Raw genomic sequence first — 23111 nt, 5'->3', positions numbered from 1 at the left:
AGGCGCGCGCCGCCGCGCTTTTGCCACTTTCCTGCGGTACTGCGGTGTGGCGGAGAGTGCTGTCTCCGCGGTCGGGGCCGTCAGCGAGCTGTCGGCCGGGGCAGGGGGTCCATGATCGAGGTTGGGTCGTCGATGAGCTGGTTGACCACGACGGTCGCGGCGCCCCTGGAGGCGGCGCCGAACCCGAGGTCGGAGGCGACGAATCGGCATCGGGCGGCGGGGCCGGCCACGGCCAGCCGTTCCAGCTCCGCCTGGGCGTGCGGCAGCAGCCACGGGGCCAGCGCCGCGAAGTATCCGCCGACGACGATCACCCGCGGGTTGAACAGGTTGACCACGATCGCGCCGCCGAGTCCGAGCCAGCGACCGGCCTCCGAGGCCGCCGCCAGCATGCGGGGGTCGCCCGCGGCCAGACCTCCGGCCATCTCCGCGACCCGCTCCTCCGGATCGGGGACCGGCGAGCCGGGCAGCTCGTACGCCTGCTCCGGCATCGCCGCGCGGACCAGCGCCGCCAGGCCGACCTTGGTCTCCCAGCAGCCGATCCGGCCGCAGCCGCACCGCTCGCCGTACGGGTCGACCGGCAGGTGCCCGACCTCTCCCGAGAACCCGTCCGCGCCCCGCAGCAGCCGGCCGCCGGCCACGATGCCGCCGCCCACGCCGACCTCGCCGGTGAGGTAGACCAGGTCGGGCGTGCCCGCGGCGACGCCCGAGGCGTGCTCGGCCAGCGCGGCGAGGTTGGCGTCGTTGTCCACCGTCACCGGCACGGGGACCGGGCCGAGCGCGTCGGACAGCCGGTCCGCGAGCGGCAGGTCGTGCCAGTTCAGGTTGGGCGCGAACGTCACGACGCCGCTAGCCGCGTTCACCAGGCCGGCGACTGCCACCGCGATGCCCGCGGGGGCGGCGCCCGCACGTTTCATGGCCGCGACGGCCTCGCCCGCCACCAGGCAGAGCCGGCGCAGCGCGCGGTCCTGGCCGCTGCTCATCGCGTCGAAGACGACCCGCCGTTCGACGAGGGCGCGGCCACTGAGGTCGGTGCCGTGCGCCGCGATGTAGTCGACGTTGATCTCCATGCCGAGGGCGCCGACGTGCGCGCCGTACAGCGCCACCGCGCGCCTGGGGCGGCCGATCGCCCCCGCGTGCTCGACGCCGACCTCCCGCACCAGCCTCCGATCGACCAGCTCGGTCATCAGGTTGGAGACGGTGGCGCGGTGCAGTCCGGTCGCCTGCGCGATGTCGGCCCGCGACAGCGAGGCGTGGTCGCGCAGCTGGCGCAGCACGAGCGAGAGGTTTGCGCGGCGCACGGAGGCGGAGCCGGCCGGAGGGCCCGGGCCGCCCGCCGGGCGGGCGAGGTACGGCTCGTCCGTCACGCTTCACCTGCCCTTTATTTGTCTCCGATATCAATTAATGACGGTTGTAACACCAAGATGTCCGCATCCGCACCCCCGACTTCGATAACGGGTTGGCAACGCGCGCTCCGCCGCAGGTCACCCGCAGAATTCGGGCGCGTTTCCAGACCGTTACGGAGCTTGAAACGTTTTCCCACTTGTTTCAGACCGAAATGGATGCTTTTAATTCGGCCAGCCATGCAAACTAATTAGGGAGTGGCGTGCACCACAGCAGGACGGACGGCCGCACCACCGACGTGAAGAGTCGCGTCGGCTCCGCGGGCATCCCCGCGGACCAGGCAACGGTGCGCCGCTCCAACCTCGCTCTGGTGCTGCGCCACGTCAGCGACCACGGGCCGTGCTCCCGGTCGGCGGTCGCCGTCCAGACAGGTCTCAACAAGACCACCGTCACCAGCCTGGTGAGCGAGTTGCAGGCTCGCGGGCTGCTCAAGGAGACGGGCCCGCAGCACGCGGGCTCCGTCGGCCGCCCCAGCCTCGCACTCGTCCTGGACGGCTCGCGGGTCGGGGCCCTCGGCGTGGAGGTCAACGTCGACTACATCGCCGCCTTCGCCACCGACCTGGCGGGGCGGGTGCTGATCGACCGGCGGTTCGGCTTCGACGCCATGGGGTCCAGCTCCGAACGCTCCCTGGACGAGCTGACCCGGGTGATCGAGCGGGCCGTCGCCGACCTCGGCCGGCTCGGGGTCGCACCGGCCGGGATCACCATCGCCGTCCCGGGGTTGATCGACACCACGGGCACCGTCGTGGTGGCCCCGAACCTCGGCTGGCACGGGGTGGCGGTGGCCGAGCGGCTGGCGCGCGCGGACATCCCCCCGAACGTGCCGATCGCGGTGGACAACGACGCCAACCTCGCCGCGCTGGCCGAGTACACCTCGGGCGTCGCGGCAGGCACGCCCGACCTCGTCTATCTCACCGGCGAGGTGGGCATCGGCGGCGGTGTCATCTCCGGCGGCCGGCTGCTGAACGGCGCGGACGGATTCGCCGGCGAGGTCGGCCACGTCATGGTCGACCCGTCGGGCGAGCAGTGCGGCTGTGGCCGCATCGGCTGCTGGGAGACCAAGGTCGGGCTGGCGGCGCTGGTGCGTACGGCCACCCCCGACCACGCCTACGGAAGGAGCCAGCAGGTCGTCCGCGATCCTGAGGAACGACTGGCCGAGATCGAGCAGCGGCGCGCCGAAGGGGATCCCCGGGTCGACGCGGCCGTCACGGAAGCGGGCCGGTGGCTCGGACGCGGGTCCGCGCTGCTGGTCAACCTGTTCAACCCGCGGGTCATCGTGCTGGGCGGCTACTTCGCCCGGCTCGCCGACCGGCTCATCCCCGTCGCCCAGGCGGAGCTGCGCCGCCTGGGCATGGCCGCCGCCACAGAACGGTGCCGGTTCGTCGCCTCCGACCTCGGTTTCGGCGCCGCCTCGCGGGGAGCGGCCGGCGCCGTCGTCGAACGGGTGCTGGCCGACCCCACCACCATCGCCACCCCCGCCCTCCCCCCGTCCCCTTGAGCCCTCGCATCCACCTCCACGTCCCGCCCACCGGCGGCGGGACACTCGCCCTCGCTGAACGTCCCGTCCGCCTGATCGGCCGCCCGGTGCCGCGCCTGCATCGTCAACGCCGACCTCGGTGCCGTCGCGGCAGTGCTGACCTGCGCCGTCAGGCGGGCGGGATCCCCACATCCCCCGGAGGTCCCTGTGCCGCAGTCATCCCCCGGCTCGGCGTCCCTCCTCGTCATGCGAGGAATCGTCAAGCAGTTCCCCGGCGTGCGCGCCCTGGACGGCGTCGATCTCGACGTCCGCGCCGGCGAGGTGCACTGCCTGCTCGGCCAGAACGGCGCGGGCAAGTCCACACTGATCAAGATCCTCGCGGGTGCGCACCAGCCCGACGAGGGGAGCATCACCTTCGGCGGGCAGGAGGTGCGGCCGACCAGCCCGACGGCGGCGATCCGGCTCGGCATCTCCACCATCTACCAGGAGCTCGACCTGGTGGACGGGCTCAGCGTGGCCGAGAACATCTTCCTCGGTCACGAGCCCGCCCGGCTCGGCTTCGTCAGCCGGCGCGAGTCCGATCGGGCCACCCGCGAGCTGCTGACCAGGCTCGGCCACGGCGAGATCCGTCCCACCACCGAGGTGGGCCGGCTGTCCCCGGCGGCCAAGCAGGTGGTGAGCATGGCGCGGGCGCTCTCGCACGACACCAAGCTGATCGTGATGGACGAGCCGTCCGCGGCCTTGGCCCACGACGAGGTCCGCAACCTCTTCCGCATCATCAGGGAGCTGACCGCCCAGGGCGTGGCGGTGGTCTACATCTCGCACCGGCTCGAGGAGATCCGCGAGATCGGCAGCAGGGTGACCGTTCTGAAGGATGGACGTACAGTCGCTGTAAGTTTGTCGGCGCGAGATACGCCTACAACGCAAATCGTTACACTCATGACGGGCAGGAACGTCGAGTACGTCTTCCCACCCCGACCATCCCGCGAGCCCGGCGAGGAGGTGCTGCGCGTGGAGAGCCTGAGGGTGCCCGGCCGGGTCGAGGACGTGTCGTTCTCGGTTCGGGCCGGAGAGATCGTCGGCCTGGCCGGGCTGGTCGGCTCGGGCCGGTCGGAGATCATCGAGGCCGTCTACGGCGCGCGCCCGTTCTCGGGACGGGTCTTCCTGGAGGGCCGCCCCGTCCCGGCGGGCGGCGGCACCACCGGCGCGGTCCGGCGCGGCATGGGGCTCGCCCCCGAGGAGCGCAAGGCCCAGGCGCTGCTGCTGGGCGAGAGCGTCGCCCGCAACATCACGCTGGCCAGCCTGGACCGCTACTCGCGGCTGGGCTGGATGGACCGGCGCCGCGAGGCCGAGGACGCCCGCGCCATGGTGCGCACGCTGGACATCCGGCCGGCCGACCCCGACCGGCCGATCGGGACCCTGTCCGGCGGCAATCAGCAGAAGGCCGTGCTGGCCCGCTGGCTGGTCAACCACCGCCGGCTCCTGCTGCTCGACGAGCCGACCAGGGGCGTGGACGTCGGCGCCAGGGCCGAGCTGTACGCGGTGGTGCGCCGGCTCGCCGACCAGGGAATCGGGGTGCTGCTGGTCTCCAGCGAGGTGCCCGAGGTGCTCGGCCTGGCCGACCGGGTGCTCGTCATCAGGCAGGGGCGGCTCATCAGGGACGGCGACGCCCGGGACCTCCGCGAACACGACATCCTCGACATGATCATGGAAGGAAGCCCGGTATGAGCGAGCCTTCGACACCCTCGCTGGTCGGGCGCGCGGCCGCGCCGGCCCCCGCTCCCGGGGGTGGATCCCGGCTCAAGCTGGGTGAGATCCGACACCTGGGGCTGATCGCCGCCCTGGGGCTCCTGGCCGTGGTGGGCCTGGTGACGGTGCCCGACACCTTCGCCACCGCCTCCAATCTGGTGAGCATCCTGTCCCTGGCCGCGACCATCGGCGTGATCACCGTCGGGGCCACCTTCGTGATCATCGGTGGCGGGATCGACCTGTCCGTCGGCGCCGTGATGGCGCTGGCCTCCGTATGGGCGACCACGCTGGCCACCCAGTCCTACGGCCCGTTCGTGATGATCATCTGTGCCGTACTGGTGGGGACCGGGGCCGGATTGATCAACGGGTTGCTGATCGCCTACGGGCGGCTGGTGCCGTTCATCGCCACCCTGGCGATGCTGGTGGCCGCCCGCGGCATGGCACAACGCATGTCGGACCGCAAGACGCAGCTGGTGCAGCAGGGCAACGAGGCCATCGTGGACCTGTCGACCACGCGGCTGCTGGGCATCCCGCTGCTGGTCTACGTCTTCGCGGTCGTGGTGGTGCTGGGCTGGGTGCTGCTGAACCGCACCACCTTCGGACGGCGTACGTACGCGGTCGGGGGCAACCCCGAGGCGGCCCGGCTGGCCGGCATCGACGTGCGCCGCCACACCATGCTGCTCTACGCACTGTCGGGGCTGTGCTGCGGCATCGCCGCGGTGCTGATCATGGCGCGTACGACGACCGGTTCGTCCACCCACGGCGACCTGTACGAGCTCGACGCCATCGCCGCCGTCATCATCGGCGGCACGCTGCTCACCGGGGGCCGCGGCACGATCATCGGCTCCATCCTCGGCCTGCTGATCTTCACCCTGATCACGAACCTGTTCATTCTCAACGGGCTCAACACCAGCGACCAGCTGATCGCCAAGGGCCTGATCATCGTGGTGGCCGTGCTGCTCCAGCGGCGCGCCCTGCGCTCACCCGTCTGACCCGACACCCCCCTCGCAAGGAGAAATTCACATGTCCACTTCCTTACCGCGTCGCGGCTTCCTCGTCGGCGGCGGCGTCGTCGGGGTCGGCGCCCTGGTGAGCGCGTGCACGAGCAACGAGCCGGCCGCGACATCGAGCAGCGCCGCCGCACCGGCGCCCGCCGCCACCGCGGGCAACGACGTCCCCGGCGAGAAGGTCGTCATCGGCTTCTCGGCGCCCGCGGCCGATCACGGCTGGATCGCGGCCATCACGAAGAACGCCCAGGACGCCGCGAAGCAGTACTCGGACGTGGAGTTCAAGCCGGTCGAGCCGACGAACGACATCAACGCGCAGATCAGCGCGGTCGAGTCGCTGATCGCGGCCAAGGTGGGCGCGCTGGTGATCCTGCCCAACGACGGCCAGCAGCTCAACCAGATCGCCCGCCAGGCCACCGACGCGGGCATCCCCGTGGTCAACCTGGACCGGATCTTCCCTGACAAGCTGTCGTACCGGACCTGGATCGGCGGCGACAACTACGGCATGGGCGTCGCCGCCGGGCACTACATCGGCAAGCAGCTCAAGGACAAGGGCGTCGCCAACCCCGTGATCCTGGAGATCCAGGGCATCGCCACGCTGCCGCTCACCCAGGACCGCAGCAAGGGCTTCGCCGACGCGCTCAAGACGTACGGGTTCAGCGTGGCCGCCCAGCAGGACGCGCAGTTCACCGTGGAGTCCGGCACCAAGGTGGCCACCAACCTGCTGCAGGCGCACAAGAAGATCGACGCGATCTGGAACCACGACGACGACCAGGGCATCGGCGTGCTGGCCGCGATCAAGGAGGCCGGGCGCAACGAGTTCTTCATGGTCGGCGGCGCCGGATCGGCCAACGCGATGCGCGACATCCAGGCCGACTCCGGGGTGCTGAAGGCCACCGTCACCTACAGCCCCACCATGGCGGCCTCGGCGATCAAGCTGGCCCGCCTGATCGCGCAGGGCAAGGGCATGAGCGACCTGCTGGAGAAGCAGGTGCCGCAGTCGATCACGCTGGCCTCGGAGACCGTCACCAAGGAGAACGCGGCCCAGTACCTGCCGCTGGGATTCGAGTCATGACCCCGCACATCGGGGTGGGCCGGTCGGCCGGAAGGGGCACCGTCACCGTGGACGACGCCGCAGTGCGCATCGAGGCGAGCGCGGCTCAGGGCAGCCGTCCGATCCCCGTGGAGGGTTCATGACCAGACCGATCACTCTGTTCACCGGCCAGTGGGCCGACCTGCCGTTCGAAGAAGTGTGCCGCCTGGCCTCCGAGTGGGGCTTCGACGGCCTGGAGATCGCCTGCTGGGGTGACCACTTCGAGGTCGACAAGGCGGTGTCCGACGACTCCTATGTCGAGCGACGGCTGGAGCTGCTGGCCAAGCACAACCTCAAGGTGTGGACGATCTCCAACCACCTGGTCGGGCAGGCCGTCTGCGACAACCCGATCGACGAGCGGCACAGGGGCATCCTGCCCGCACGTGTCTGGGGCGACGGCGAGCCCGAGGGAGTGCGGCGGCGCGCCGCGGAGGAGATCAAGAACACCGCCAGGGCCGCCGCCAAGCTGGGCGTCGGCACGGTGGTCGGCTTCACCGGCTCGTCCATCTGGCACACGGTGGCGATGTTCCCGCCCGTGCCCGCCTCGATGATCGACGCCGGGTACGCCGACTTCGCCGCGCGCTGGAACCCGATCCTCGACGTCTTCGACGAGGTCGGCGTGCGCTTCGCACACGAGGTGCACCCGAGCGAGATCGCCTACGACTACCACACCACCGTGCGCACGCTGGAGGCGATCGGCCACCGGCCCGCCTTCGGACTGAACTGGGACCCCTCCCACATGGTGTGGCAGGACCTGGACCCGGCCGGGTTCATCCTGGACTTCGCCGACCGGATCTACCACGTCGACTGCAAGGACGCCAAGGTGCGCACCGGCGACGGCCGCCGCGGCCGCCTGTCCTCGCACCTGCCCTGGGCCGACCTGCGGCGGGGCTGGGACTTCGTCTCCACCGGGCGCGGCGACGTGCCCTGGGAGGACTGCTTCCGCGCACTGAACGCGATCGGCTACGACGGCCCCATCTCGATCGAGTGGGAGGACGCGGGCATGGACCGGCTGCACGGGGCGCCTGACGCGCTGGACCTGATCCGCCGCTTCAACGCGATCACGCCGCCCGCCGCAGCCTTCGACGCCGCCTTCTCCGCCGAATGACCCATCGCGGGGCGGCGGGCCGCCCTCGCCGCCCCGCGCGTGAAGGAGAGCCACATGAACACGGGAGTTTGGCTGATCGGAGCGCGCGGATCGGTCGCCGTCACGAGCATGATCGGAGCGCTCGCCGTACGGGCCGGCCTGGCCGCACCCACCGGCTGCGTCCTGGAGTCGCCCGAGCTGCGCGACCTCGTCCGGCCCGGCATCGGCGACCTGGTCTTCGGCGGCCACGACATCACCTCCGTCCCCCTCGACAAGAAGGCCGCGGCGCTGGCCGAGGCGGGCATCGTCCCGGCCGCGCTGGTCCGGGCCGTACACGGCGACCTGCTCGGCATCGAGCAGGACGTGCGCCCCCTGCCCCCAGCCGCCGAGACCCCGGCTCCGCCCGGCGCGGTCCACGCCCCCGCTGCCGGGGGTACGGCGGCGGGGACGGCCGGGCAGTCCTCCGGCGCCACCCAGGCCGAGGTGGCGCGGGCCATCGGCGCGGACCTCGACCGTTTCCGCCGCCGCCACGACCTGGACCGGGTCGTCGTGATCAACGTCTCGACCACCGAACCCACTCCCCCATCCCACCCCGCCCACGCCGACCCCGACGCGCTCCAGGCCGCGCTGGCGGGCCCCGATCCCGTCCTCCCGCCCAGCTCGCTGGCCGCCTACGCCGCGCTGCTCGCCGGCTGCCCGTACGTCGACTTCACCCCCTCGACGGGCGCCCGATTGCCCGCCCTCGACACCCTCGCCCTCCGGCTGCGCCTCCCCTATGCCGGGCACGACGGCAAGACCGGCGAGACCCTCGTGAAGTCGGTGCTCGCCCCGATGTTCGCCCAGCGCAACCTGAAAGTGCGCACCTGGTCCGGTGTCAACCTGCTGGGCGGCGGCGACGGCGCCAACCTCGCCCAGCCCGGCGCCAACGCGGCCAAGGCCGCCAGCAAGCAGCGCGTGCTGGCCGAGACCCTCGGGTACGCGCCGCAGGGCGAGACCCGCATCGACTACCTGGAAGACCTCGGCGACTTCAAGACCGCCTGGGACCTGGTCACCTTCGAGGGTTTCCTCGGCACCGCGATGCGGATGGAGTTCACCTGGCACGGTTGCGACTCCGCACTGGCCGCGCCCCTGATCCTCGACCTGGCCCGGCTGACGGCGTCCGCCCACCGCGCCGGGCGGACGGGCCCACTGACCGAGCTGGCCTTCTTCTTCAAGGACCCCCTCGGCCCGGTCCCGCACGCTCTGGCCGCCCAGTGGCAGGCGCTGCGCGACTTCGTCACCGTGCTCGGCGCGGAGGACGGGGAGGAAACGCCGGAGGTGGGCCGATGACGGGCCCGCGCGAACTCGTGCGGGCGCCCGCCGCGCTCTCCGTCCCCGGTGACGTGGCCGCGGGGGCCGCCGCCGGGGTCGCCGCGGCGGTCCCGCCGGCCCGCCGCCTGGTCGGAAAGCTCTCACCGACATGATCAGATTCGGCTACGGCACCAACGGCTTCGCCAACCACCGCCTGGCGGACGCTCTCGACGTCATCGCCGATCTCGGCTACGCCGGGGTGGCCCTGACCCTCGACCACCACCACCTCGACCCTTACGCCGACGGGCTCGGGCCGCGGGTGGCCAAGCTCGCCGACCGCCTGCGTACCCTCGGCCTGGGGGTGGTCATCGAGACCGGCGCCCGCTTCCTGCTCGACCCGCGGCGCAAGCACGCCCCCACGCTGCTCGACGACGACCGGGAAACGCGGGTGGACTTCCTGCGCCGGGCCGTCGCCATCGGCGCCGATCTGGGCGCCGAGGCGGTGTCGTTCTGGTCCGGAGTACGCCCCGCCCACGTCGATCCGGCCCTCGCCTGGGAACGCCTGGTCGAGGGTTGCGCGCGGGTCCTCGACACGGCATGGGGAGCCGGGGTGCCGCTGGGCTTCGAGCCCGAGCCGGGCATGCTCGTCGAGACGATCGCCGGGTGGCGGGCGTTGCACCGCGAGCTCGGCTCTCCGACCGGCTTCGGCATCACCCTGGACATCGGCCACTGCCGCTGCAACGAACCCGACCCGGTGCCCGCCTGCGTGGAGGCCGTGGCCGGGCACCTGGTCAACGTCCAGATCGACGACATGCGCCGAGGGGTGCACGAACATCTGGAGTTCGGCGAAGGGGAGGTCGACTTCCCGCCCGTGCTCCGCGTGCTCGCCGACTCCGGCTACCGCGGCCTGGTCGCGGTCGAGCTCCCCCGCCACTCGCACGCCGCACCCACCGTGGCCGCCCAATCCCTCGCCTTTCTGCGCCGCGCCGAGCGGGCGGCCCCGTACCCGGCCGAAGAGGGTGCGTCGTGACGCGGGCCGAGCAGCTCCGGACGGCGCCGGCGCTGCTGCTCGCCGCGCTCCCGCCCGACCGCGTCACCGCCATGACCTGCGACCTCTACCGGCAAGGCGACGCCGACGAGAAGCGGGCGGTGCTCAAGTGCGTGTTCATGGGTGTGCCGCTGAACGCCGTGGACCGGCTGGACGAGCGGGCCGACACCGAGCCGGCCGCCATGCTGGCGGCCTTCGCCGACGAACGTGCCGCGGCCGGGCGACCCATGCCCGAGGACGCGGCCGCGCTGCTCCACCGTCTCACCAGGCAGGAGACCTGATGCGCATCTTCGACCCGCACGTCCACATGACCTCGCGCACCACCGACGACTACGCGCGCATGGCCGCCGCGGGAGTCCAGGCCGTCGTGGAGCCCGCCTTCTGGCTGGGCCAGCCGCGCACCAACCCCGGCTCGTTCGTCGACTACTTCGACTCGCTCCTCGGCTGGGAGCCGTACCGGGCCGCCCAGTTCGGCGTCGTGCACCACGCCACCATCGCGCTCAACCCCAAGGAGGCCGGCGACCCGCGCTGCCGCCCCGTGCTGGACCTGCTGCCGCGGTACCTGGACAAGGACCGCGTCGTCGCGGTCGGCGAGATCGGATACGACTCGATGACCTCCGACGAGGACGACGCCTTCGAGCGGCAGCTCGCCCTCGCCGTCGAGCACGACCTCCCGGCGCTCGTGCACACCCCCCACCGCGACAAGGCGAGCGGCACCCGGCGCAGCCTCGACGTGGTCGCCGCCTCCGGCATCGCGCCCGAGCGGGTCGCGATCGACCACCTCAACGAGGTGACCGTCGACCTCGTACGCGACTCCGGCTGCTGGATGGGTTTCTCCATCTACCCCGAGACCAAGATGTCGCCGCCCCGCATGATGGAGATCCTCCGCCGCCACGGCCTGGAGCGGATGCTGGTCAACTCCGCTGCCGACTGGGGCGTGTCCGACCCGCTGCTCACCCTGGAAACGGGCAGGGAGATGCTGGCGGCGGGGCTCGGCGAGGACGACGTCGACCGGGTGCTGTGGCGCAACCCGGTGGACTTCTACGGCCAGTCCGGCCGCCTCGAGCTGGCCGTCACCGGTGCCGGCGAGCCCGCGTTCGCCGGCAGCTCCATCAAGCGCGGCGGCTTCTGATGCGGCTGCGTCACCCGTCCGGAACGCCGCTGCACCTCAGCTATTGCACCAACGTGCACCCCGCGGAAGACCTCGACGGCATCATCGCCCAGCTCGACACGTACGCGGCCCCGGTCCGCATCATCCTCGGGGCCGACGTCCTGGGTCTCGGGCTCTGGCTGGCAGCGCCGGTCGCCGCCGCGCTCGCCGCCGACCCGGCGCTGCGCGGACGTCTCCGCCGCGAGCTGACCGCGCGGGGCCTGGAGGTCGTCACGCTCAACGGGTTCCCCTACCGTTCCTTCCACGACCCAGTGGTCAAGCACGCCGTCTACCGCCCCGACTGGACCACACCGGCCCGGCTGACCTACACCCTCGACCTGGCGCACGTCCTGGCGGACCTGCTTCCCGAGGACGCGGCCAGGGGGTCGGTCTCCACCCTGCCGTTCGGCTGGCGCGAGCCGTGGAACGCCGCGATGGCCGGCCTGGCCGCGCGCCGCCTCGACGAGCTGGCCGCGGGGCTGGCCGCTGTCGAGTCCACGACCGGCCGGGTCATCCGGGTGGGGTTCGAGCCCGAACCCGGCTGCGTCGTGGAAACGACCGAGCAGGCCATCGCCACGCTGTCGGACACCGACACCGAACGCCTCGGCATCTGCCTGGACCTCGCCCATCTGGCCTGCGCCTGGGAACATCCCGCCGACGCGCTGCGCGCCTTACGCGAGGCGGGCCTGCCCATCGTCAAGGTCCAGCTCTCGGCCGCCCTGCAGACCTCTCACCCGGACGCCCTGCACGAGTACGCCGAGCCGCGCTTCCTGCACCAGACCCGCAACCCCGCCGGCGGCTCCGCCGACGACCTGAGCGAGGCGTTCGACGGGCGGCTCCCCGGCCCCTGGCGGGTCCACTACCACCTGCCCCTGCACGTCTCCCCGGTCGCACCGCTGGCCACGACCGTCCCCGTGCTCCGCGAGGCGCTCAAGGAGCTGGTGGGCGATCCCCAGCCGCTCTGCGACCACTTCGACGTGGAGACCTACACCTGGAGTGTGCTGCCGCCGGCGCTGCGTCCCAAGACACCCGGACAACTCGCCGTCAACCTCGCCGACGAGCTCGATTTCGCCCGCGCCGAGCTACGCGACCTGGGAGTGACAGCATGACACCGCATGGAGTACCTGGACCCGTGGACCTCGCGCGCGTTCGCTCTCGCCGACCACCAGGTGGCCCATGTCTACGTGCGCGATCCCGCCGACGAGCCGGCCGTCGCCGCGCTGTGCGCTTCCGTGCCGGGCGTGGCCGCGGTGCTCGACCGGGACGGCAAGGCGGCGCACGGCCTGGACCACACCCGCTCCGGCGAACTGGTGCTGCTCGCCGAGCCCGACGCCTGGTTCACCTACTACTACTGGCTCGACGACGCCCATGCGCCGGACTTCGCCCGGCTCGTCGAGATCCACCGCAAGCCCGGCTACGACCCTGCCGAGCTCTTCTTCGACCCTGAGTCCCCTGCGGCGGCCAAGCTGCGGGCGGGGGTGGCGCTGCTGCGCAAGAAGCTCGGCCTGCGTTACCTCATGAACGTCGTCGGGCTCGGCGCGGGCGCCCACGCCGTACGCGGCTCCCACGGGCTGCCACCCGCCGACCCGGCAGACGCCCCCGTACTGCTCTGCTCCGATGCCTCCGCGGCCCGGGAACGGTTCGCGGCGGTGGAGGTCAAGGACCTGCTCCTGCGGCTCACGCTGCCGGGGGCTGGACAGCGCGGTCATGAGAACGTGACCGGTCTTCGCGACACACAGCGCCCTTGACGCACGACGCGGGCACCCCGTCGGCGTGGCACGCCCGGACCGTGGCCACCGCTTGGAGAGTCAAACGGCGGCTTGTGCGGCTCGGAGCGCGGCGACGGCGTCGGCGTCGCCTTCGAGAGTGACCTGGGCCGCGTCGCGGCGTCCGCTGAGATACAGCAGCAACTCGGTCGGTTCACCGCTGAGCACGGCACCTCCGGCCGAACCGAACCGACGAGGCTCACCCTCGGGTCGGCGCAACTCCAAGCCGTGCGGCCGGATCTGGCGGGCGACCCGCCGGCCGGTGAAGCCGGTCATCCGCCAGGCGACCGCTTCGAGGTCGGGACGGTCGGTCCGCCGGCCTCGACCATTGGCTCGCCGGACATCTTCGTGGTGGATGAAATACTCGACGCCGTTCATCAGGGTGCGGATCCCGGGCAGGCGCCACGGGACGAGAGGGGCACCGCCGCGCAGCCGATCGATCAGGGCCGCGAGGCCCTTGGCTTTCTCGATCGACATTCGTTCGTCGGTCCATCGCGCGAAATGCTCGCGCAGCACCAGGTGCGCGGCCAGGTCGAGCGTGGTCCAGCCCGCGCACAGCGTCGGGGCGTCCGGCCCGAGCTCGGCCAGAAGGTCGCACAGTTCCAGCCGCTCCCGCAGGTCGAGCGGCGATCCCTGCTCGCGTGCAGTACTCATTGCGTTTCTCCCTCCACGAGGCCGGTTGTCATCGGCTCGGACGGTGATCTTACGGCGTTCCGGTACCCCGAAGAGTGTGCCGCTCGAATATTGAGTTACGCGGCTTGAGCTGCGGTTATGCGGCGTTGTGGTACTCGTTGATCATTCCTATGACGACGGGTTTTCGATGGATGGATCGTAGATCGTTGAGGTCGGTCACGTTGCAGGCAGGCTGCGTTGCGATGTCCGGGGGACGTTGTTTCCGGGACTGGTGCGGACGGTGCCTGTTGTAGTGGATCAGATACTCGCGGAGCACGAAGGTCAGGTGACGTTCGCTGAGGATCAGGATCCGGTCCAGGAGCTCACGGCGCAGGGTGCCGACAACCCGCTCGCAGATGGCGTTCATCCTCGGTGTCCGCGGCAGCGTGGTGATGGTCCGTAGCCCTTCAGCTGTGAAGACCTCACGAAAGGCAGAGGTCAAGAGCGGGTCCCGATCGTGGATCAAGAATCGTAGCCCGGCGATGCGGTCACCCAGGTCCATGACCAGGTTGCGGGCCTGTTGCACCGTCCATGCTCCAGTCGGGTGCGCGGTCACTCCGGCCAGGTGCAGTCGCCGGGTGCCGTGCTCGATGAAGACCAGCACATACAGCCGCTTGAGCAGCACCGTCTCGACCACCAGGAAGTCGCAGGCGATGATCGCGTGGGCTTGAGCAGTCAGGAACTGCCGCCGGGTCGGCCCGGCCCGGCGAGGCGCCGGATCGATGCCGGCGGCGTGCAGGACCTCCCACACCGTGGAGGCCGCTATCGAGTAGCCCAGGCGCGCCAACTCACCCTGGATTCTCCGGTGTCCCCAGGTCGGGTTCTGCTGCGCCATCCGCACGACCAGTGCCTTGACCGGCCGGCGAGTGCAAGGGCGTCCCGGGCGTCGTCTGTCGGTGAAGGTCCACTTACGCCTCACAAGGGTGCGATGCCAGCGTAAGATCGTCGCCGGGGTGACCGGGAACACCTCCGGCCACCGGCAGCGGCGGATCAGCCGCGACAATGCCGCGAGCCAGAGCCGGTCGACATGACCCCACCGCGGTCGACTGCCGAGCTGACGGCGGAGCACGTGGTTCTCATGACGAAGCACCAACAGCTCAACATCCTTAGACAGATCAGAGCGGATCAGCACGGTCAGCAGGCCGAACAAGCCCCTCACCAACCGGTAAGCCAACGACGACAACACCTCGAGATGGTCGCAGCCACCGCCCTGATCATGTAGCAAAACCCCAGCTCACAGCACGAAACCGTATTTTCGAGCGGGACAGGTTGTAGAAGCGTTCGTACTCGCGCAGGGGTCGACCATCTATGAAACAGCCGCGGTCGAAAGTCCGCGTCACCGTACTGCGGCCGGACGGCGGGGTCATGCTGCTCGGCGTGCAGGGGCCGAACATCCCGCTCACGAGCCGGGGTGTGTGGTCAGCAGTCGCGCGTTTGCGGTCGTTCGTTCCTTCTGCCGCCAGGTTCCGGGTGGTTCTCCGTGGTGTCGGCGGAAGGCTGCGGCGAATGCGAAGGGCGAGCCGTAGCCGACGGTGTCGGCGATCTGGGCCAGGCTGAGATCGTCGGCGCGCAGGTGGTCGCGGGCGAGGGTCATGCGCCATTCGGTCAGGTACTGCATGGGGGCCTGGCCGAGTGCGTCCCGGAACGCCCGCGCGAAGGCGGCGCGGGACAGGCCACTGATCGCGGCGAGTTCGGGGACTGTCCATGGGTGGGCCGCGTTCTCGTGTATGGCCTCCAGCGCGGCGCCCAGCCTCGGGTCGGCGGATGCCCGGTACCAGCGCGGTGCGGTCGCGCTGTGGCGGAAGTCGGCGCGGATGGCCAGGACGAGAAGCAGGTCCAGGAGGCGGTCCAGGACGATCTGCTGGGCGAGTTCGTTGCGGACCAGTTCGCGGGACAGCAACGTGATCACGTCCCGCAGCGGGTCGTCGTCGGCCGCCGAGAGGGTCATCACCTGAGGCAGCGCGTCGAGCAGCCCGCCGCCGACATCGCCGGAGAACTGGTAGGCGCCGCACAGGAACACGGTGGCCTGCGGGTTGCCGCCAGGGCCCATCCGGGCGTGGCGTGCCCGGAACTCCTCCGGCTCCAGGCATTCGGCGCCCGGCTCGTGCCCGATGTAGTGGTTCGGCCCGCCGCGCACCAGCGTGACGCTTCCCGGTATGAGCTCCACGGTGCTGCCGGGGGTGTCCAGCCAGAGGTAGCCCCGGCCGCGGACCACCGTGTGCACCGACAGCTGTATCGAACCGCCCAGCCGCAGTCCCCACGGCGGTTCGGCGACCGTCCGCGCGAACACCGCGCCGGTGGCACGTGCCCGCACCAGGTGTTCAGTCAGCAGGTCCATGGGATCAGCTTGACCAGCACGAGCACCCAAGGTCAAGATGCGAGAGCTTCACGTAAAAGAATGAGCGAATCACGTATGGATTATCTTGCTCTGGATCTCAAGCATGGAGTTATGAACAACGAAGCCTCCACCGCACTCATTCTTGGCGGCACCGGCCGGACCGGTTCGCTGCTGGCCGACGTGCTCGCCCAGCGAGGAAACATCACCCGTACCGCGGCGCGTAGCGGAGCGGACGTCCGGTTCGACTGGGACGACCCGGCCACCCACGCGGCCGCCCTGGCCGGCGCCGGCCGCCTCTATCTGGTCACACCCGCGATGCGCGTCAGCTACGCCGACCAGGTCGGCGCGTTTCTGGACCTCGCCGAGGCGACCGGCGTACGCCACGTCACCTACCTGAGCGTCTACAACGCCGACCAGGCGCCGCCGGAGATCGACATCGCGGCCGTCGAGGCCGATCTCGCTTCCCGGCACAACATCACGCACTCGGTCCTGCGCCCCGGGTGGGTGATGCAGAACTTCGCCGACGACCATCTCCCGGTCATCGACGGAGTGATCACGGCCCCGAGCGCCGGCAACACGGAAGCCTTCGTTGACGCGGCCGATATCGCAGCGGTTGCGGCCGAGACGCTGCTGGACCCCGAAACCCACGCCGGTGCCACCTACTCGCTCACCGGTCCGCAGGCCCTCACCTTCCAGGACGTCGCGGACACCATCGCCGCCGTGAGCGGCCGCCCCGTCGCCTACCGCGACATCGACCAGGAGACGTGGATCCACGGCGCGCTCGCCGCGGGCGTCCCCGCCGACTACGCGGTGATGATGCGCTGGCTCACCGGCGACATCATCGTCGGCAACGGCTCCACGCCCACCGGCGACATCGAGAAGGTCACTGGCCGGCCGGCCGCCACCTTCCGCGCGTTCGCCGAGCGCGATGCCCACGCCTGGGCCTCGGAGGCGAAGTGAGCAAGACCGTCAGCGACGACACGCCCCTGGCCGGGGCGAACAGCCCGTTCTTCCGCATCATCAAGGAGGGGCTGGACGGCCTGGTCGACGGGGAGGATTACTACGACCTTCTGGCAGAGGACGTGGTCTTCGAGTACGTGATCACCGTGCCCGGCTACCCCCGGCGGGTCGAGGGACGCCAGGCGATCATCGACCTGTACCGCGACTACGGCGACTACGTGAAGCTGCACGGTGCGGACAACCTCCGCGTCCACCGAGACCCCGAGACCTCGGTGGTCGTCCTGGAGTACGAAGTCCACGGCACGTCCGTCCCCACGAGGCGGCCCTACGACAACCGCTTCGTCTCCATCGTGACCATCCAGGATCGCAAAGTGACGCACTGGCGCGACTACCTGGACCCCATCGCCGTCTTCGACGCACAGGGATGGCCACACAACGGTCGGTCGTAAGAGGGGCTTGATCCAGATACGTCGGAAACCCGCCATGGGATGATCTTGGAGCCTGGATGGCTCGCTGCGGGGGGTGTCGCCCGCGAGGGTGCTGACGCGGTTCTCGTACTCGCGGCGGGCCTTGCGCTGGGCGGGGACCAGCGGGACGCCCGCCGCGCCGTCGACCCGGTGTCACGGCTCACCCGATGACGGGTTCCTGGAGCTCGTCCCAATCCTGCGGTACGGATTGCGCCGTACCCAGGTCCGCCCCGGCTTGGAAGCCGAGCGCCACGCCGCGTTGCCCGACCCGTACGGTGGCCGCGTGCGACTGCCTCTGGACGCGGTGCGCCTCTGGCCTCCGGATCGCGGCGAAGCCGGCCAGCGCGGCCGGGACGGGCAGGTCAGGCAGCGTGAGGAGCTCGGTAAGCGTCGCGGCGTCCTGCAGGCCCACCCCCGCGCCCTGGCCGAGCCGGGGGCTCATCGCGTGTGCGGCATCGCCGACGAGGGTGATCCGGCCGTTGGTCCACCGGTCGGTCAGCACCTGGTGGATGTTGGCGTAGTAGCCGACGGGTTCGGTGCGCATGGCCTCGACGAGGCTGCGCAGCGGACCACGCAGGCCGCGGTGGCGCTCGGCGAGCGCGGCGAGCGGGTGATCCCGGTGATTGTCGGGTTCGCCGGGCAGGAACACGGTGGCGTTCAGCGTCCTGCCGCCGTTCATGAGGAAGTAGCCCAGGGACCCGTCGCTCGTCATCGACGTGACTTCGAGGCCGTCGATGTTGGGGACCTGGAAGCGCAGGACGGCGCTGCCCGCATAGCTGGCGTCCGGACCGCCCAGGACGGTGCGTCGCGTCCAGGAGTCGATGCCGTCGGCGGCCACGACCGCGTCGAACTCGCCGCTACCGCCGTCGCTGAACTCCGCTTCCACCAATGCACCGCGATCGGCGATCGCGACCGGCGAGATGCCGGTGCGCACCTGGTCACGGACCGGTTCGTAGAGCCACATCTGCAGCGCGGAGCGGGCCATGATCCGGCCGCCCATCCTGGCCATGGCAACCGGGACGGAGGTGTCCAGGTCGAACATGACGACGCGGCTGAGCGGGTCGGCGGACAGCTCCCCCGGGTCCAGGCCGAGCTGGCGAAGGGCGTCGAGATGCCGCTCCGCGAGCACGATCGCCCAGCCCGCCTCAGCGATGACCGGCGCCTGCTCGACGATGGTGACCTCGACGTCGCGGGCCCGGCGCAGCCCGTTGGCCAGGGCGAGACCGGTGAGTCTGGCACCGACGATCAGGATGCGGCGCCTCACGCGACCGCCATCCCGCCGTCGACGGCGATCACCTGGCCGGTCACCCAGGCCGAGGCCGGGTCGGCGAGCGCGACGATCCAGCGGGCGACCTCATCGGCCGTGCCGCGACGCTTCAGCGGCAGCGAGGCCGCCTCTTGCGCCTTGACCGCCTCCACTGCTTCCGCGGGCAGCACCGACGAGAGAATCGGAGTCTCGGTGGGGCCCGGGGAGACCGCGTTGACCCGGATGCCCTGCTCGGCCAGCCCAGCGGCCCACGACCGGGTCAGATAGTCGACGGCGGCCTTGGACGCGCCGTAGAAAGCGCCCTGGGCATTCGGGCGCTGCGCGACCGCACTGCTGACGTTCACGATGCTGCCGCCCGAGGCGGACAGATGCTTCACTGCCGCGCTCACCAGATAGGACGGTGCGAAGACGTTGATCGCGAACAGGTTGCCGAGCGCCTCGGCGTCGAGGTCGGATAGTTGCAGGGGGCTGAGTGCGCCAGCGTTGTTGACCAGTGCGTCCAGCCTGCCGTGCGCGGCTGCGGCCTCCTCGACCAGCCGGTCGGCCTGCGCATGCTCGGCGACGTCCGCGACGCGGTAGTCGATGGCCGGGTGCTCTGCGGCGAGCTCGGCGAGCGGTGCCTCCCGGCGGCCCGCCACGATCACCCGCCAGCCCGCTTCGGCGAGTTGGCAAGCCGTCGCGCGGCCGATTCCGGTGCCGCCGCCGGTGATCAGGGCGACACGTCCCGGGTTGTGAGTGGTCATGCTCGACTCCTCGGACCAGAAAAATGAATGATCTTTCGATTTTAAGTCTCCTCCCGGCAGGGGCGTGCGTCAAGGCGAAAGATCGTTCTATATTGAGGGCATGCCTCAGGTCACGCCGGAGTACCTCGCCGAGCGACGCTCGTCCATCCTCGCGGCCGCGCGCCGCTGCTTCGCCAGCCGCGGCTTCCACACCACCTCGATGCCTGACATCTGCGCCGAGGTGGGAATGTCCGCCGGCGGGGTCTATCGCTACTTCGACGGCAAGGACGAGCTCATCAGGGAGCTGGCCGAGACCGCGATGGCACCCGTTCTCCGCGCCCTGCGCGAGGCGGCCGACGCGGCCCCGGCGCCGGAGCCGGCCGAGGTCATCGACCTGATCCATCGCACCCTGCTGGCAGACGGCGCTTCGACGTCCACCGCGCCGTTCATGCTTCAGGTGTGGGCCGAGGTGGTCCACAACCCCGGTCTGCGGGAGTCCCAGCGCCACCACACCGCCGAGCTCCTCGACATCCTGAGCGCTTTCGCCCGTCGGTGGGCGGATCTCGACGAGGAGTCGGCGAGGTTCGCGGCACGCGCCCTGATCGCGATGAGCCTGGGCACGTTCCTGATGCAGAACGTCATCGAGATTGACGGCGAGCCGACGTCCGCCTCGACCCTGCTCAAGTCTCTCAACGGAATCGTCTGCCGTTCTGACCATGGAGGCTAGGCACAGCTACGCGACTGAGGCTCGTTCGTTGCACATGCGAGCCGGGCCAGAGCGTGTTCGCGACGAAGGAACGTGCCGCCATACTGCTTTCTGGCGTATCTGGATCATGCTCCTGAGAGCCGTACAGCCCGCTGAGGCCGCCGTCACCCGGGTGACCGGCTTCCCTACGAAGGCGCTCAACGCCCGAGCTCTACGCCTGCCGAAAATCACGTCCATGCACGTCAGGCAGACCATGCATCGCATCCGAGGTCCGCTGCGAGCCATCCTGCCTGTGGACGCAGATGACCAGGCGATGGCTGCTCGGTGGTTGCTCGCACACGTTCGATCCGCCGTAAAGTTCAAGTTCACCACGCAAGCCTGGCCCCAGACAGCCGCGCCGAGATGGGGACAAATAGCACATAGTGCCGATGGTCAAGAACGCATGGTTGCTCGGTGGTTGCTCGCCTGTATGCGATACAGCACGGCACGCGTCGGCACAGACCGACACGACGACGGGGATAATCCCAGCCACGACAATACAAAACAGCACTCCGTGACACTGAGCGACATCAACCGAGGATTCTCATAATCCGTGGGTCGTGGGTTCAAGTCCCACCCGCCCTACCGACATCACCGCAGGTCGAAGGGCCTATTTTGGCCGCTGCCAGCGGTATGTAAATGATCACTACAAGATCATGTTCCCCCGATGTTCCCGCATCTCGCCATGCGGCAGTCGACGTTTGATCATGCTCCGCGCGTCACTGCCGCCCACCATCCCCTGCGCCCGTCACCATGCCACCAGCACGTCAACGGGGGCACAGGTGGCAAGAATCATCGAACGCACGGCCAAGAACGGCGCGAAGTCCTGGCTGGTCAAATGGCGCATCGGCGGCGGCAGGAACAACAAGGAAGACTTCGAGACCTGCTACGACCGCCAAACCGCCGACGACTTCTCCGCGCTGGTCACGCTCAGCGGCGAGAACAGGCCTCACGGCTACCCCAAAGGCTGCCACGGCATCGAAGACCCGAACTACGACCCCACGCACGACCCTGAGATGCCGAGCTTCGAACACTACGCCCGCCACAACTACGCCACCCGCCTCGGCGCCTCCCCCACCCAACGCGCCACCTACCTCGCCGAAGCCGAACGCCACGTCTTCCCCCTCTTCGGACACCTGCCACTCGACCAGGTCACCCGCCGCGTACTGCGGGAATGGGTGGAATGGATGCTCACCAAACCCTCCGCCAGCAACCAGCACCAACCCCACCCACCCCTGTTCAACGAACAAGCCGCACGACGATGGGCACGAGCCAACAACATCGCCGTCAAAACGACGGGCCGCCTCTCCCCCGAGGTGCTCCGCCAATGGCAAGCAGCAGGCTCACCCCAACCTGCACCGCCAGGCGCGGGCACACTGTCGGCCGCCACAGTGGCGAAGGTGTACCGGGGAGCGATCAAACCCGTCTTCCAGGCAGCCCTCCACCAAGGCGAAGACGGCGAGCCCCCGCTACTCACCTCCTCCCCCTGCACCGGCTTCCGCCTGCCGACCGCACCGATCGCCACACGAGCCGTGCTTTACGGCCCCGAAGTGGCCCTCTACCTCAAGGCCGTCCACGACATCGACCCCGACACCGCCCTGTTCATCATCACCGAAATGGCCACGGGCCTCCGCTGGGGCGAAACCGCCGGCCTCCACGTCACCCACCTCGACCCCGCAGGCCACCAACTCCACATCGTCCAGACCTACGCCTACCTGCTCGATGAGACCACCGGCGGCCGCAGATGGCAGATCAAGCCCTACCCCAAAGGCAAGAAACAGCGCATTGTCCCTATCAGCCCAGACCTAGCAGCCCTACTTACCCGGCGCACAGAAGGTTGCCACGCCGACCAGCCGCTCTTCCGGAGCCGTACCGGCAGCTACATCGACTACAACAACCAGCGCAACCGCACCCTCCAACCAGCACTCCGCCTCGCCCGAGAACGCGGCCTGGCCAAGCACATCACCCCACACACCCTCCGCCACACCATGATCACCATGCTCCGCGACGGCGGCGTCGCCCCCGGCATCATGCAACTCATCGCCGGCCACGCCTCCTACGCAACGACTGCCACCTACTCCAACCAGCACACCCCAGCCCAAAGAGAACTTGTCCTCGACGCTGTCCAACCCGTCATCACCGCAGCCAGCGCGCTGTTCGACTTCCCAAAGCTCTCGACCGGTCCAGATCAACGATCCTCAGATGAAAGTCCGGAGAGTCGATGGCGGAGTCTGCTGCGCCCACTCAGCACGGTCCCCACCGCGGACCAGTAACTCGGCTGGTTCCTGTCGCGCATCGAGAATGGGGATTCGACGTCCTGCCCGCGCGCACCGACCCGCCCATTTCCGGCCTGGCCCCTTCGACGACGCACAGTCGTCTCCGCGCGAGGTACGCATCACCGCCCGCGCATGCCGTTCCTTCGACAGGAAGGCTGGTGGCAAGCCGGTCGTCCTGCACACCGCCACCTTCGGGGGCCGACTGCGCATGATCGACGCGGCCGCGTTCACCGAACGACTCCTTGGCAGCATCGGTCCGGCCAAGTCCTACGGCTGGGGCCTGCTCACTCTCGCGCCCCTGCCGGGCTCGCGAGAGGGGAGATGATGGTCGACATCTGGTGGAAGGCCCATCCCCACGACCTGCACCGCGTCGCCGACCGCGTCTCCAGCGTCTACATGGAATGCTGCCACATCGACCGCGATGAGAACGCCGTCCTCATCAACAAGCGCGGCACCGTCCGCGTCCCGCCGCGATGGTCGCCGTCCTGCTCTTCGGGCAGGCACACGCATCACTTACGGCGCCGTACAACTAAGAGTGCGTTCTGCGAGTTGATGTCCTTTTCGCCGTTGTGGTTGGGATAGATCGGCCGGTCGAA

General features: G+C 70.0%; 25 protein-coding genes. 19 read left to right on the top strand and 6 right to left on the bottom strand.

The genetic code is table 11. The features are described 5' to 3' along the window. Positions 1 to 80: 80 nt before the first annotated feature. Entirely contained in the window at positions 81 to 1364 is a 1284-nt protein-coding gene (locus tag AB0L65_RS32110) for an ROK family transcriptional regulator (protein WP_364252784.1), read from the bottom strand. Positions 1365 to 1603: 239 nt separating this feature from the next. Between AB0L65_RS32110 and AB0L65_RS32105 the strand changes: the two genes are divergently transcribed. From AB0L65_RS32105 to AB0L65_RS32045, 13 genes are all read left to right on the top strand, one after another. After that, complete coding sequence (locus AB0L65_RS32105) at positions 1604 to 2899, top strand: ROK family transcriptional regulator (RefSeq protein ID WP_364252781.1); 1296 nt, start codon at positions 1604 to 1606, stop codon at positions 2897 to 2899. Between the two features lie 225 nt (positions 2900 to 3124). Further along, on the top strand, positions 3125 to 4606 hold the full coding sequence (locus AB0L65_RS32100) for a sugar ABC transporter ATP-binding protein (protein ID WP_364252778.1): 1482 nt from the start codon (positions 3125 to 3127) through the stop codon (positions 4604 to 4606). After that, positions 4603 to 5619, top strand: a complete 1017-nt coding sequence (locus AB0L65_RS32095) for an ABC transporter permease (RefSeq protein WP_364252775.1) — start codon at positions 4603 to 4605, stop codon at positions 5617 to 5619. The genes AB0L65_RS32100 and AB0L65_RS32095 overlap by 4 nt, the downstream gene beginning before the upstream one ends. Before the next feature lie 31 nt (positions 5620 to 5650). Next, on the top strand, positions 5651 to 6709 hold the full coding sequence (locus tag AB0L65_RS32090; RefSeq protein ID WP_364252772.1) for an ABC transporter substrate-binding protein: 1059 nt from the start codon (positions 5651 to 5653) through the stop codon (positions 6707 to 6709). Beyond that, complete coding sequence (locus AB0L65_RS32085) at positions 6706 to 6831, top strand: hypothetical protein (protein WP_364252769.1); 126 nt, start codon at positions 6706 to 6708, stop codon at positions 6829 to 6831. Before AB0L65_RS32090 ends, AB0L65_RS32085 begins: the two co-directional genes overlap by 4 nt. Further along, positions 6828 to 7835 carry a sugar phosphate isomerase/epimerase family protein gene (locus tag AB0L65_RS32080; RefSeq protein WP_364252766.1) on the top strand — a complete coding sequence of 336 codons (1008 nt, stop codon included), beginning with the start codon at positions 6828 to 6830 and terminating at the stop codon, positions 7833 to 7835. The genes AB0L65_RS32085 and AB0L65_RS32080 overlap by 4 nt, the downstream gene beginning before the upstream one ends. Before the next feature lie 54 nt (positions 7836 to 7889). Continuing rightward, positions 7890 to 9143, top strand: coding sequence for an inositol-3-phosphate synthase (locus AB0L65_RS32075; RefSeq protein ID WP_364252763.1), 1254 nt, complete (start codon positions 7890 to 7892; stop codon positions 9141 to 9143). Continuing rightward, the gene (locus AB0L65_RS32070) at positions 9140 to 9277 is read left to right on the top strand and encodes a hypothetical protein (protein WP_364252760.1); all 138 of its coding nucleotides are present in this window, start codon (positions 9140 to 9142) and stop codon (positions 9275 to 9277) included. The genes AB0L65_RS32075 and AB0L65_RS32070 overlap by 4 nt, the downstream gene beginning before the upstream one ends. Next, positions 9274 to 10134 (top strand): sugar phosphate isomerase/epimerase family protein, encoded by an 861-nt coding sequence (locus AB0L65_RS32065; protein WP_364252757.1) that lies wholly within the window; start codon positions 9274 to 9276, stop codon positions 10132 to 10134. Before AB0L65_RS32070 ends, AB0L65_RS32065 begins: the two co-directional genes overlap by 4 nt. After that, a complete protein-coding gene (locus tag AB0L65_RS32060; protein WP_364252754.1) occupies positions 10131 to 10433 on the top strand; it encodes an EboA domain-containing protein in 303 nt (100 codons plus the stop codon). Before AB0L65_RS32065 ends, AB0L65_RS32060 begins: the two co-directional genes overlap by 4 nt. Then, positions 10433 to 11284 carry a TatD family hydrolase gene (locus tag AB0L65_RS32055; RefSeq protein ID WP_364252751.1) on the top strand — a complete coding sequence of 284 codons (852 nt, stop codon included), beginning with the start codon at positions 10433 to 10435 and terminating at the stop codon, positions 11282 to 11284. The genes AB0L65_RS32060 and AB0L65_RS32055 overlap by 1 nt, the downstream gene beginning before the upstream one ends. Continuing rightward, complete coding sequence (gene eboE / locus AB0L65_RS32050) at positions 11284 to 12411, top strand: metabolite traffic protein EboE (RefSeq protein WP_364252748.1); 1128 nt, start codon at positions 11284 to 11286, stop codon at positions 12409 to 12411. The genes AB0L65_RS32055 and eboE overlap by 1 nt, the downstream gene beginning before the upstream one ends. A gap of 6 nt (positions 12412 to 12417) precedes the next feature. Continuing rightward, positions 12418 to 13050, top strand: coding sequence for an alkaline phosphatase family protein (locus tag AB0L65_RS32045; protein WP_364252745.1), 633 nt, complete (start codon positions 12418 to 12420; stop codon positions 13048 to 13050). A gap of 60 nt (positions 13051 to 13110) precedes the next feature. Here the strand turns inward: AB0L65_RS32045 and AB0L65_RS32040 are convergent, their stop codons facing one another. From AB0L65_RS32040 to AB0L65_RS32030, 3 genes are all read right to left on the bottom strand, one after another. After that, positions 13111 to 13722 carry a maleylpyruvate isomerase family mycothiol-dependent enzyme gene (locus AB0L65_RS32040; protein ID WP_364252742.1) on the bottom strand — a complete coding sequence of 204 codons (612 nt, stop codon included), beginning with the start codon at positions 13720 to 13722 and terminating at the stop codon, positions 13111 to 13113. 115 nt (positions 13723 to 13837) lie between these two features. Continuing rightward, entirely contained in the window at positions 13838 to 14890 is a 1053-nt protein-coding gene (locus AB0L65_RS32035) for an integrase core domain-containing protein (protein ID WP_364252740.1), read from the bottom strand. 249 nt (positions 14891 to 15139) lie between these two features. Further along, positions 15140 to 16078 carry an AraC family transcriptional regulator gene (locus AB0L65_RS32030; protein ID WP_364252737.1) on the bottom strand — a complete coding sequence of 313 codons (939 nt, stop codon included), beginning with the start codon at positions 16076 to 16078 and terminating at the stop codon, positions 15140 to 15142. A gap of 111 nt (positions 16079 to 16189) precedes the next feature. Between AB0L65_RS32030 and AB0L65_RS32025 the strand changes: the two genes are divergently transcribed. Continuing rightward, on the top strand, positions 16190 to 17038 hold the full coding sequence (locus AB0L65_RS32025) for an NmrA family NAD(P)-binding protein (RefSeq protein WP_364252734.1): 849 nt from the start codon (positions 16190 to 16192) through the stop codon (positions 17036 to 17038). Further along, positions 17035 to 17487 carry a nuclear transport factor 2 family protein gene (locus AB0L65_RS32020; RefSeq protein ID WP_364252731.1) on the top strand — a complete coding sequence of 151 codons (453 nt, stop codon included), beginning with the start codon at positions 17035 to 17037 and terminating at the stop codon, positions 17485 to 17487. The genes AB0L65_RS32025 and AB0L65_RS32020 overlap by 4 nt, the downstream gene beginning before the upstream one ends. 178 nt (positions 17488 to 17665) lie before the next feature. Here AB0L65_RS32020 and AB0L65_RS32015 read toward each other — a convergent pair whose 3' ends face one another. Together AB0L65_RS32015 and AB0L65_RS32010 are read right to left on the bottom strand one after the other, a co-directional pair. Next, complete coding sequence (locus AB0L65_RS32015) at positions 17666 to 18769, bottom strand: FAD-dependent monooxygenase (protein ID WP_364252728.1); 1104 nt, start codon at positions 18767 to 18769, stop codon at positions 17666 to 17668. After that, positions 18766 to 19515, bottom strand: coding sequence for an SDR family oxidoreductase (locus AB0L65_RS32010; RefSeq protein WP_364252725.1), 750 nt, complete (start codon positions 19513 to 19515; stop codon positions 18766 to 18768). The genes AB0L65_RS32015 and AB0L65_RS32010 overlap by 4 nt, the downstream gene beginning before the upstream one ends. Positions 19516 to 19615: 100 nt before the next feature. Between AB0L65_RS32010 and AB0L65_RS32005 the strand changes: the two genes are divergently transcribed. The 4 genes from AB0L65_RS32005 to AB0L65_RS31990 all read left to right on the top strand — a co-directional run bounded on the left by AB0L65_RS32005 (position 19616) and on the right by AB0L65_RS31990 (position 23097). Continuing rightward, positions 19616 to 20221 carry a TetR/AcrR family transcriptional regulator gene (locus tag AB0L65_RS32005; protein WP_364252722.1) on the top strand — a complete coding sequence of 202 codons (606 nt, stop codon included), beginning with the start codon at positions 19616 to 19618 and terminating at the stop codon, positions 20219 to 20221. Between the two features lie 800 nt (positions 20222 to 21021). After that, the gene (locus tag AB0L65_RS32000; RefSeq protein ID WP_364252719.1) at positions 21022 to 22512 is read left to right on the top strand and encodes a tyrosine-type recombinase/integrase; all 1491 of its coding nucleotides are present in this window, start codon (positions 21022 to 21024) and stop codon (positions 22510 to 22512) included. Next, positions 22442 to 22840, top strand: coding sequence for a type I-E CRISPR-associated protein Cas6/Cse3/CasE (locus AB0L65_RS31995; RefSeq protein WP_364252716.1), 399 nt, complete (start codon positions 22442 to 22444; stop codon positions 22838 to 22840). The genes AB0L65_RS32000 and AB0L65_RS31995 overlap by 71 nt, the downstream gene beginning before the upstream one ends. Next, positions 22837 to 23097, top strand: coding sequence for a hypothetical protein (locus AB0L65_RS31990; protein WP_364252713.1), 261 nt, complete (start codon positions 22837 to 22839; stop codon positions 23095 to 23097). The genes AB0L65_RS31995 and AB0L65_RS31990 overlap by 4 nt, the downstream gene beginning before the upstream one ends. Positions 23098 to 23111: the final 14 nt, after the last annotated feature.

The organism is Nonomuraea sp. NPDC052116, assembly GCF_040680035.1.
Classification (GTDB): Bacteria; Actinomycetota; Actinomycetes; order Streptosporangiales; family Streptosporangiaceae; genus Nonomuraea; species Nonomuraea angiospora_A.
Note: the sequence above shows the minus strand (reverse complement) of the source record. Positions and strands in the feature narration are given on the sequence as shown.

Excerpts from the sequence above, each read along its gene's own strand:
- AB0L65_RS32100 (WP_364252778.1), top strand. The coding sequence starts at position 3,125 with ATGCGAGGAATCGTCAAGCAGTTCCCCGGCGTGCGCGCCCTGGACGGC.
- AB0L65_RS32095 (WP_364252775.1), top strand. The coding sequence starts at position 4,603 with ATGAGCGAGCCTTCGACACCCTCGCTGGTCGGGCGCGCGGCCGCGCCG.
- AB0L65_RS32090 (WP_364252772.1), top strand. The coding sequence starts at position 5,651 with ATGTCCACTTCCTTACCGCGTCGCGGCTTCCTCGTCGGCGGCGGCGTC.
- AB0L65_RS32085 (WP_364252769.1), top strand. The coding sequence starts at position 6,706 with ATGACCCCGCACATCGGGGTGGGCCGGTCGGCCGGAAGGGGCACCGTC.
- AB0L65_RS32080 (WP_364252766.1), top strand. The coding sequence starts at position 6,828 with ATGACCAGACCGATCACTCTGTTCACCGGCCAGTGGGCCGACCTGCCG.
- AB0L65_RS32075 (WP_364252763.1), top strand. The coding sequence starts at position 7,890 with ATGAACACGGGAGTTTGGCTGATCGGAGCGCGCGGATCGGTCGCCGTC.
- AB0L65_RS32070 (WP_364252760.1), top strand. The coding sequence starts at position 9,140 with ATGACGGGCCCGCGCGAACTCGTGCGGGCGCCCGCCGCGCTCTCCGTC.
- AB0L65_RS32065 (WP_364252757.1), top strand. The coding sequence starts at position 9,274 with ATGATCAGATTCGGCTACGGCACCAACGGCTTCGCCAACCACCGCCTG.
- AB0L65_RS32055 (WP_364252751.1), top strand. The coding sequence starts at position 10,433 with ATGCGCATCTTCGACCCGCACGTCCACATGACCTCGCGCACCACCGAC.
- eboE (WP_364252748.1), top strand. The coding sequence starts at position 11,284 with ATGCGGCTGCGTCACCCGTCCGGAACGCCGCTGCACCTCAGCTATTGC.
- AB0L65_RS32045 (WP_364252745.1), top strand. The coding sequence starts at position 12,418 with ATGGAGTACCTGGACCCGTGGACCTCGCGCGCGTTCGCTCTCGCCGAC.
- AB0L65_RS32040 (WP_364252742.1), bottom strand. The coding sequence starts at position 13,722 with ATGAGTACTGCACGCGAGCAGGGATCGCCGCTCGACCTGCGGGAGCGG.
- AB0L65_RS32030 (WP_364252737.1), bottom strand. The coding sequence starts at position 16,078 with ATGGACCTGCTGACTGAACACCTGGTGCGGGCACGTGCCACCGGCGCG.
- AB0L65_RS32025 (WP_364252734.1), top strand. The coding sequence starts at position 16,190 with ATGAACAACGAAGCCTCCACCGCACTCATTCTTGGCGGCACCGGCCGG.
- AB0L65_RS32010 (WP_364252725.1), bottom strand. The coding sequence starts at position 19,515 with ATGACCACTCACAACCCGGGACGTGTCGCCCTGATCACCGGCGGCGGC.
- AB0L65_RS32005 (WP_364252722.1), top strand. The coding sequence starts at position 19,616 with ATGCCTCAGGTCACGCCGGAGTACCTCGCCGAGCGACGCTCGTCCATC.
- AB0L65_RS31995 (WP_364252716.1), top strand. The coding sequence starts at position 22,442 with ATGAAAGTCCGGAGAGTCGATGGCGGAGTCTGCTGCGCCCACTCAGCA.
- AB0L65_RS31990 (WP_364252713.1), top strand. The coding sequence starts at position 22,837 with ATGATGGTCGACATCTGGTGGAAGGCCCATCCCCACGACCTGCACCGC.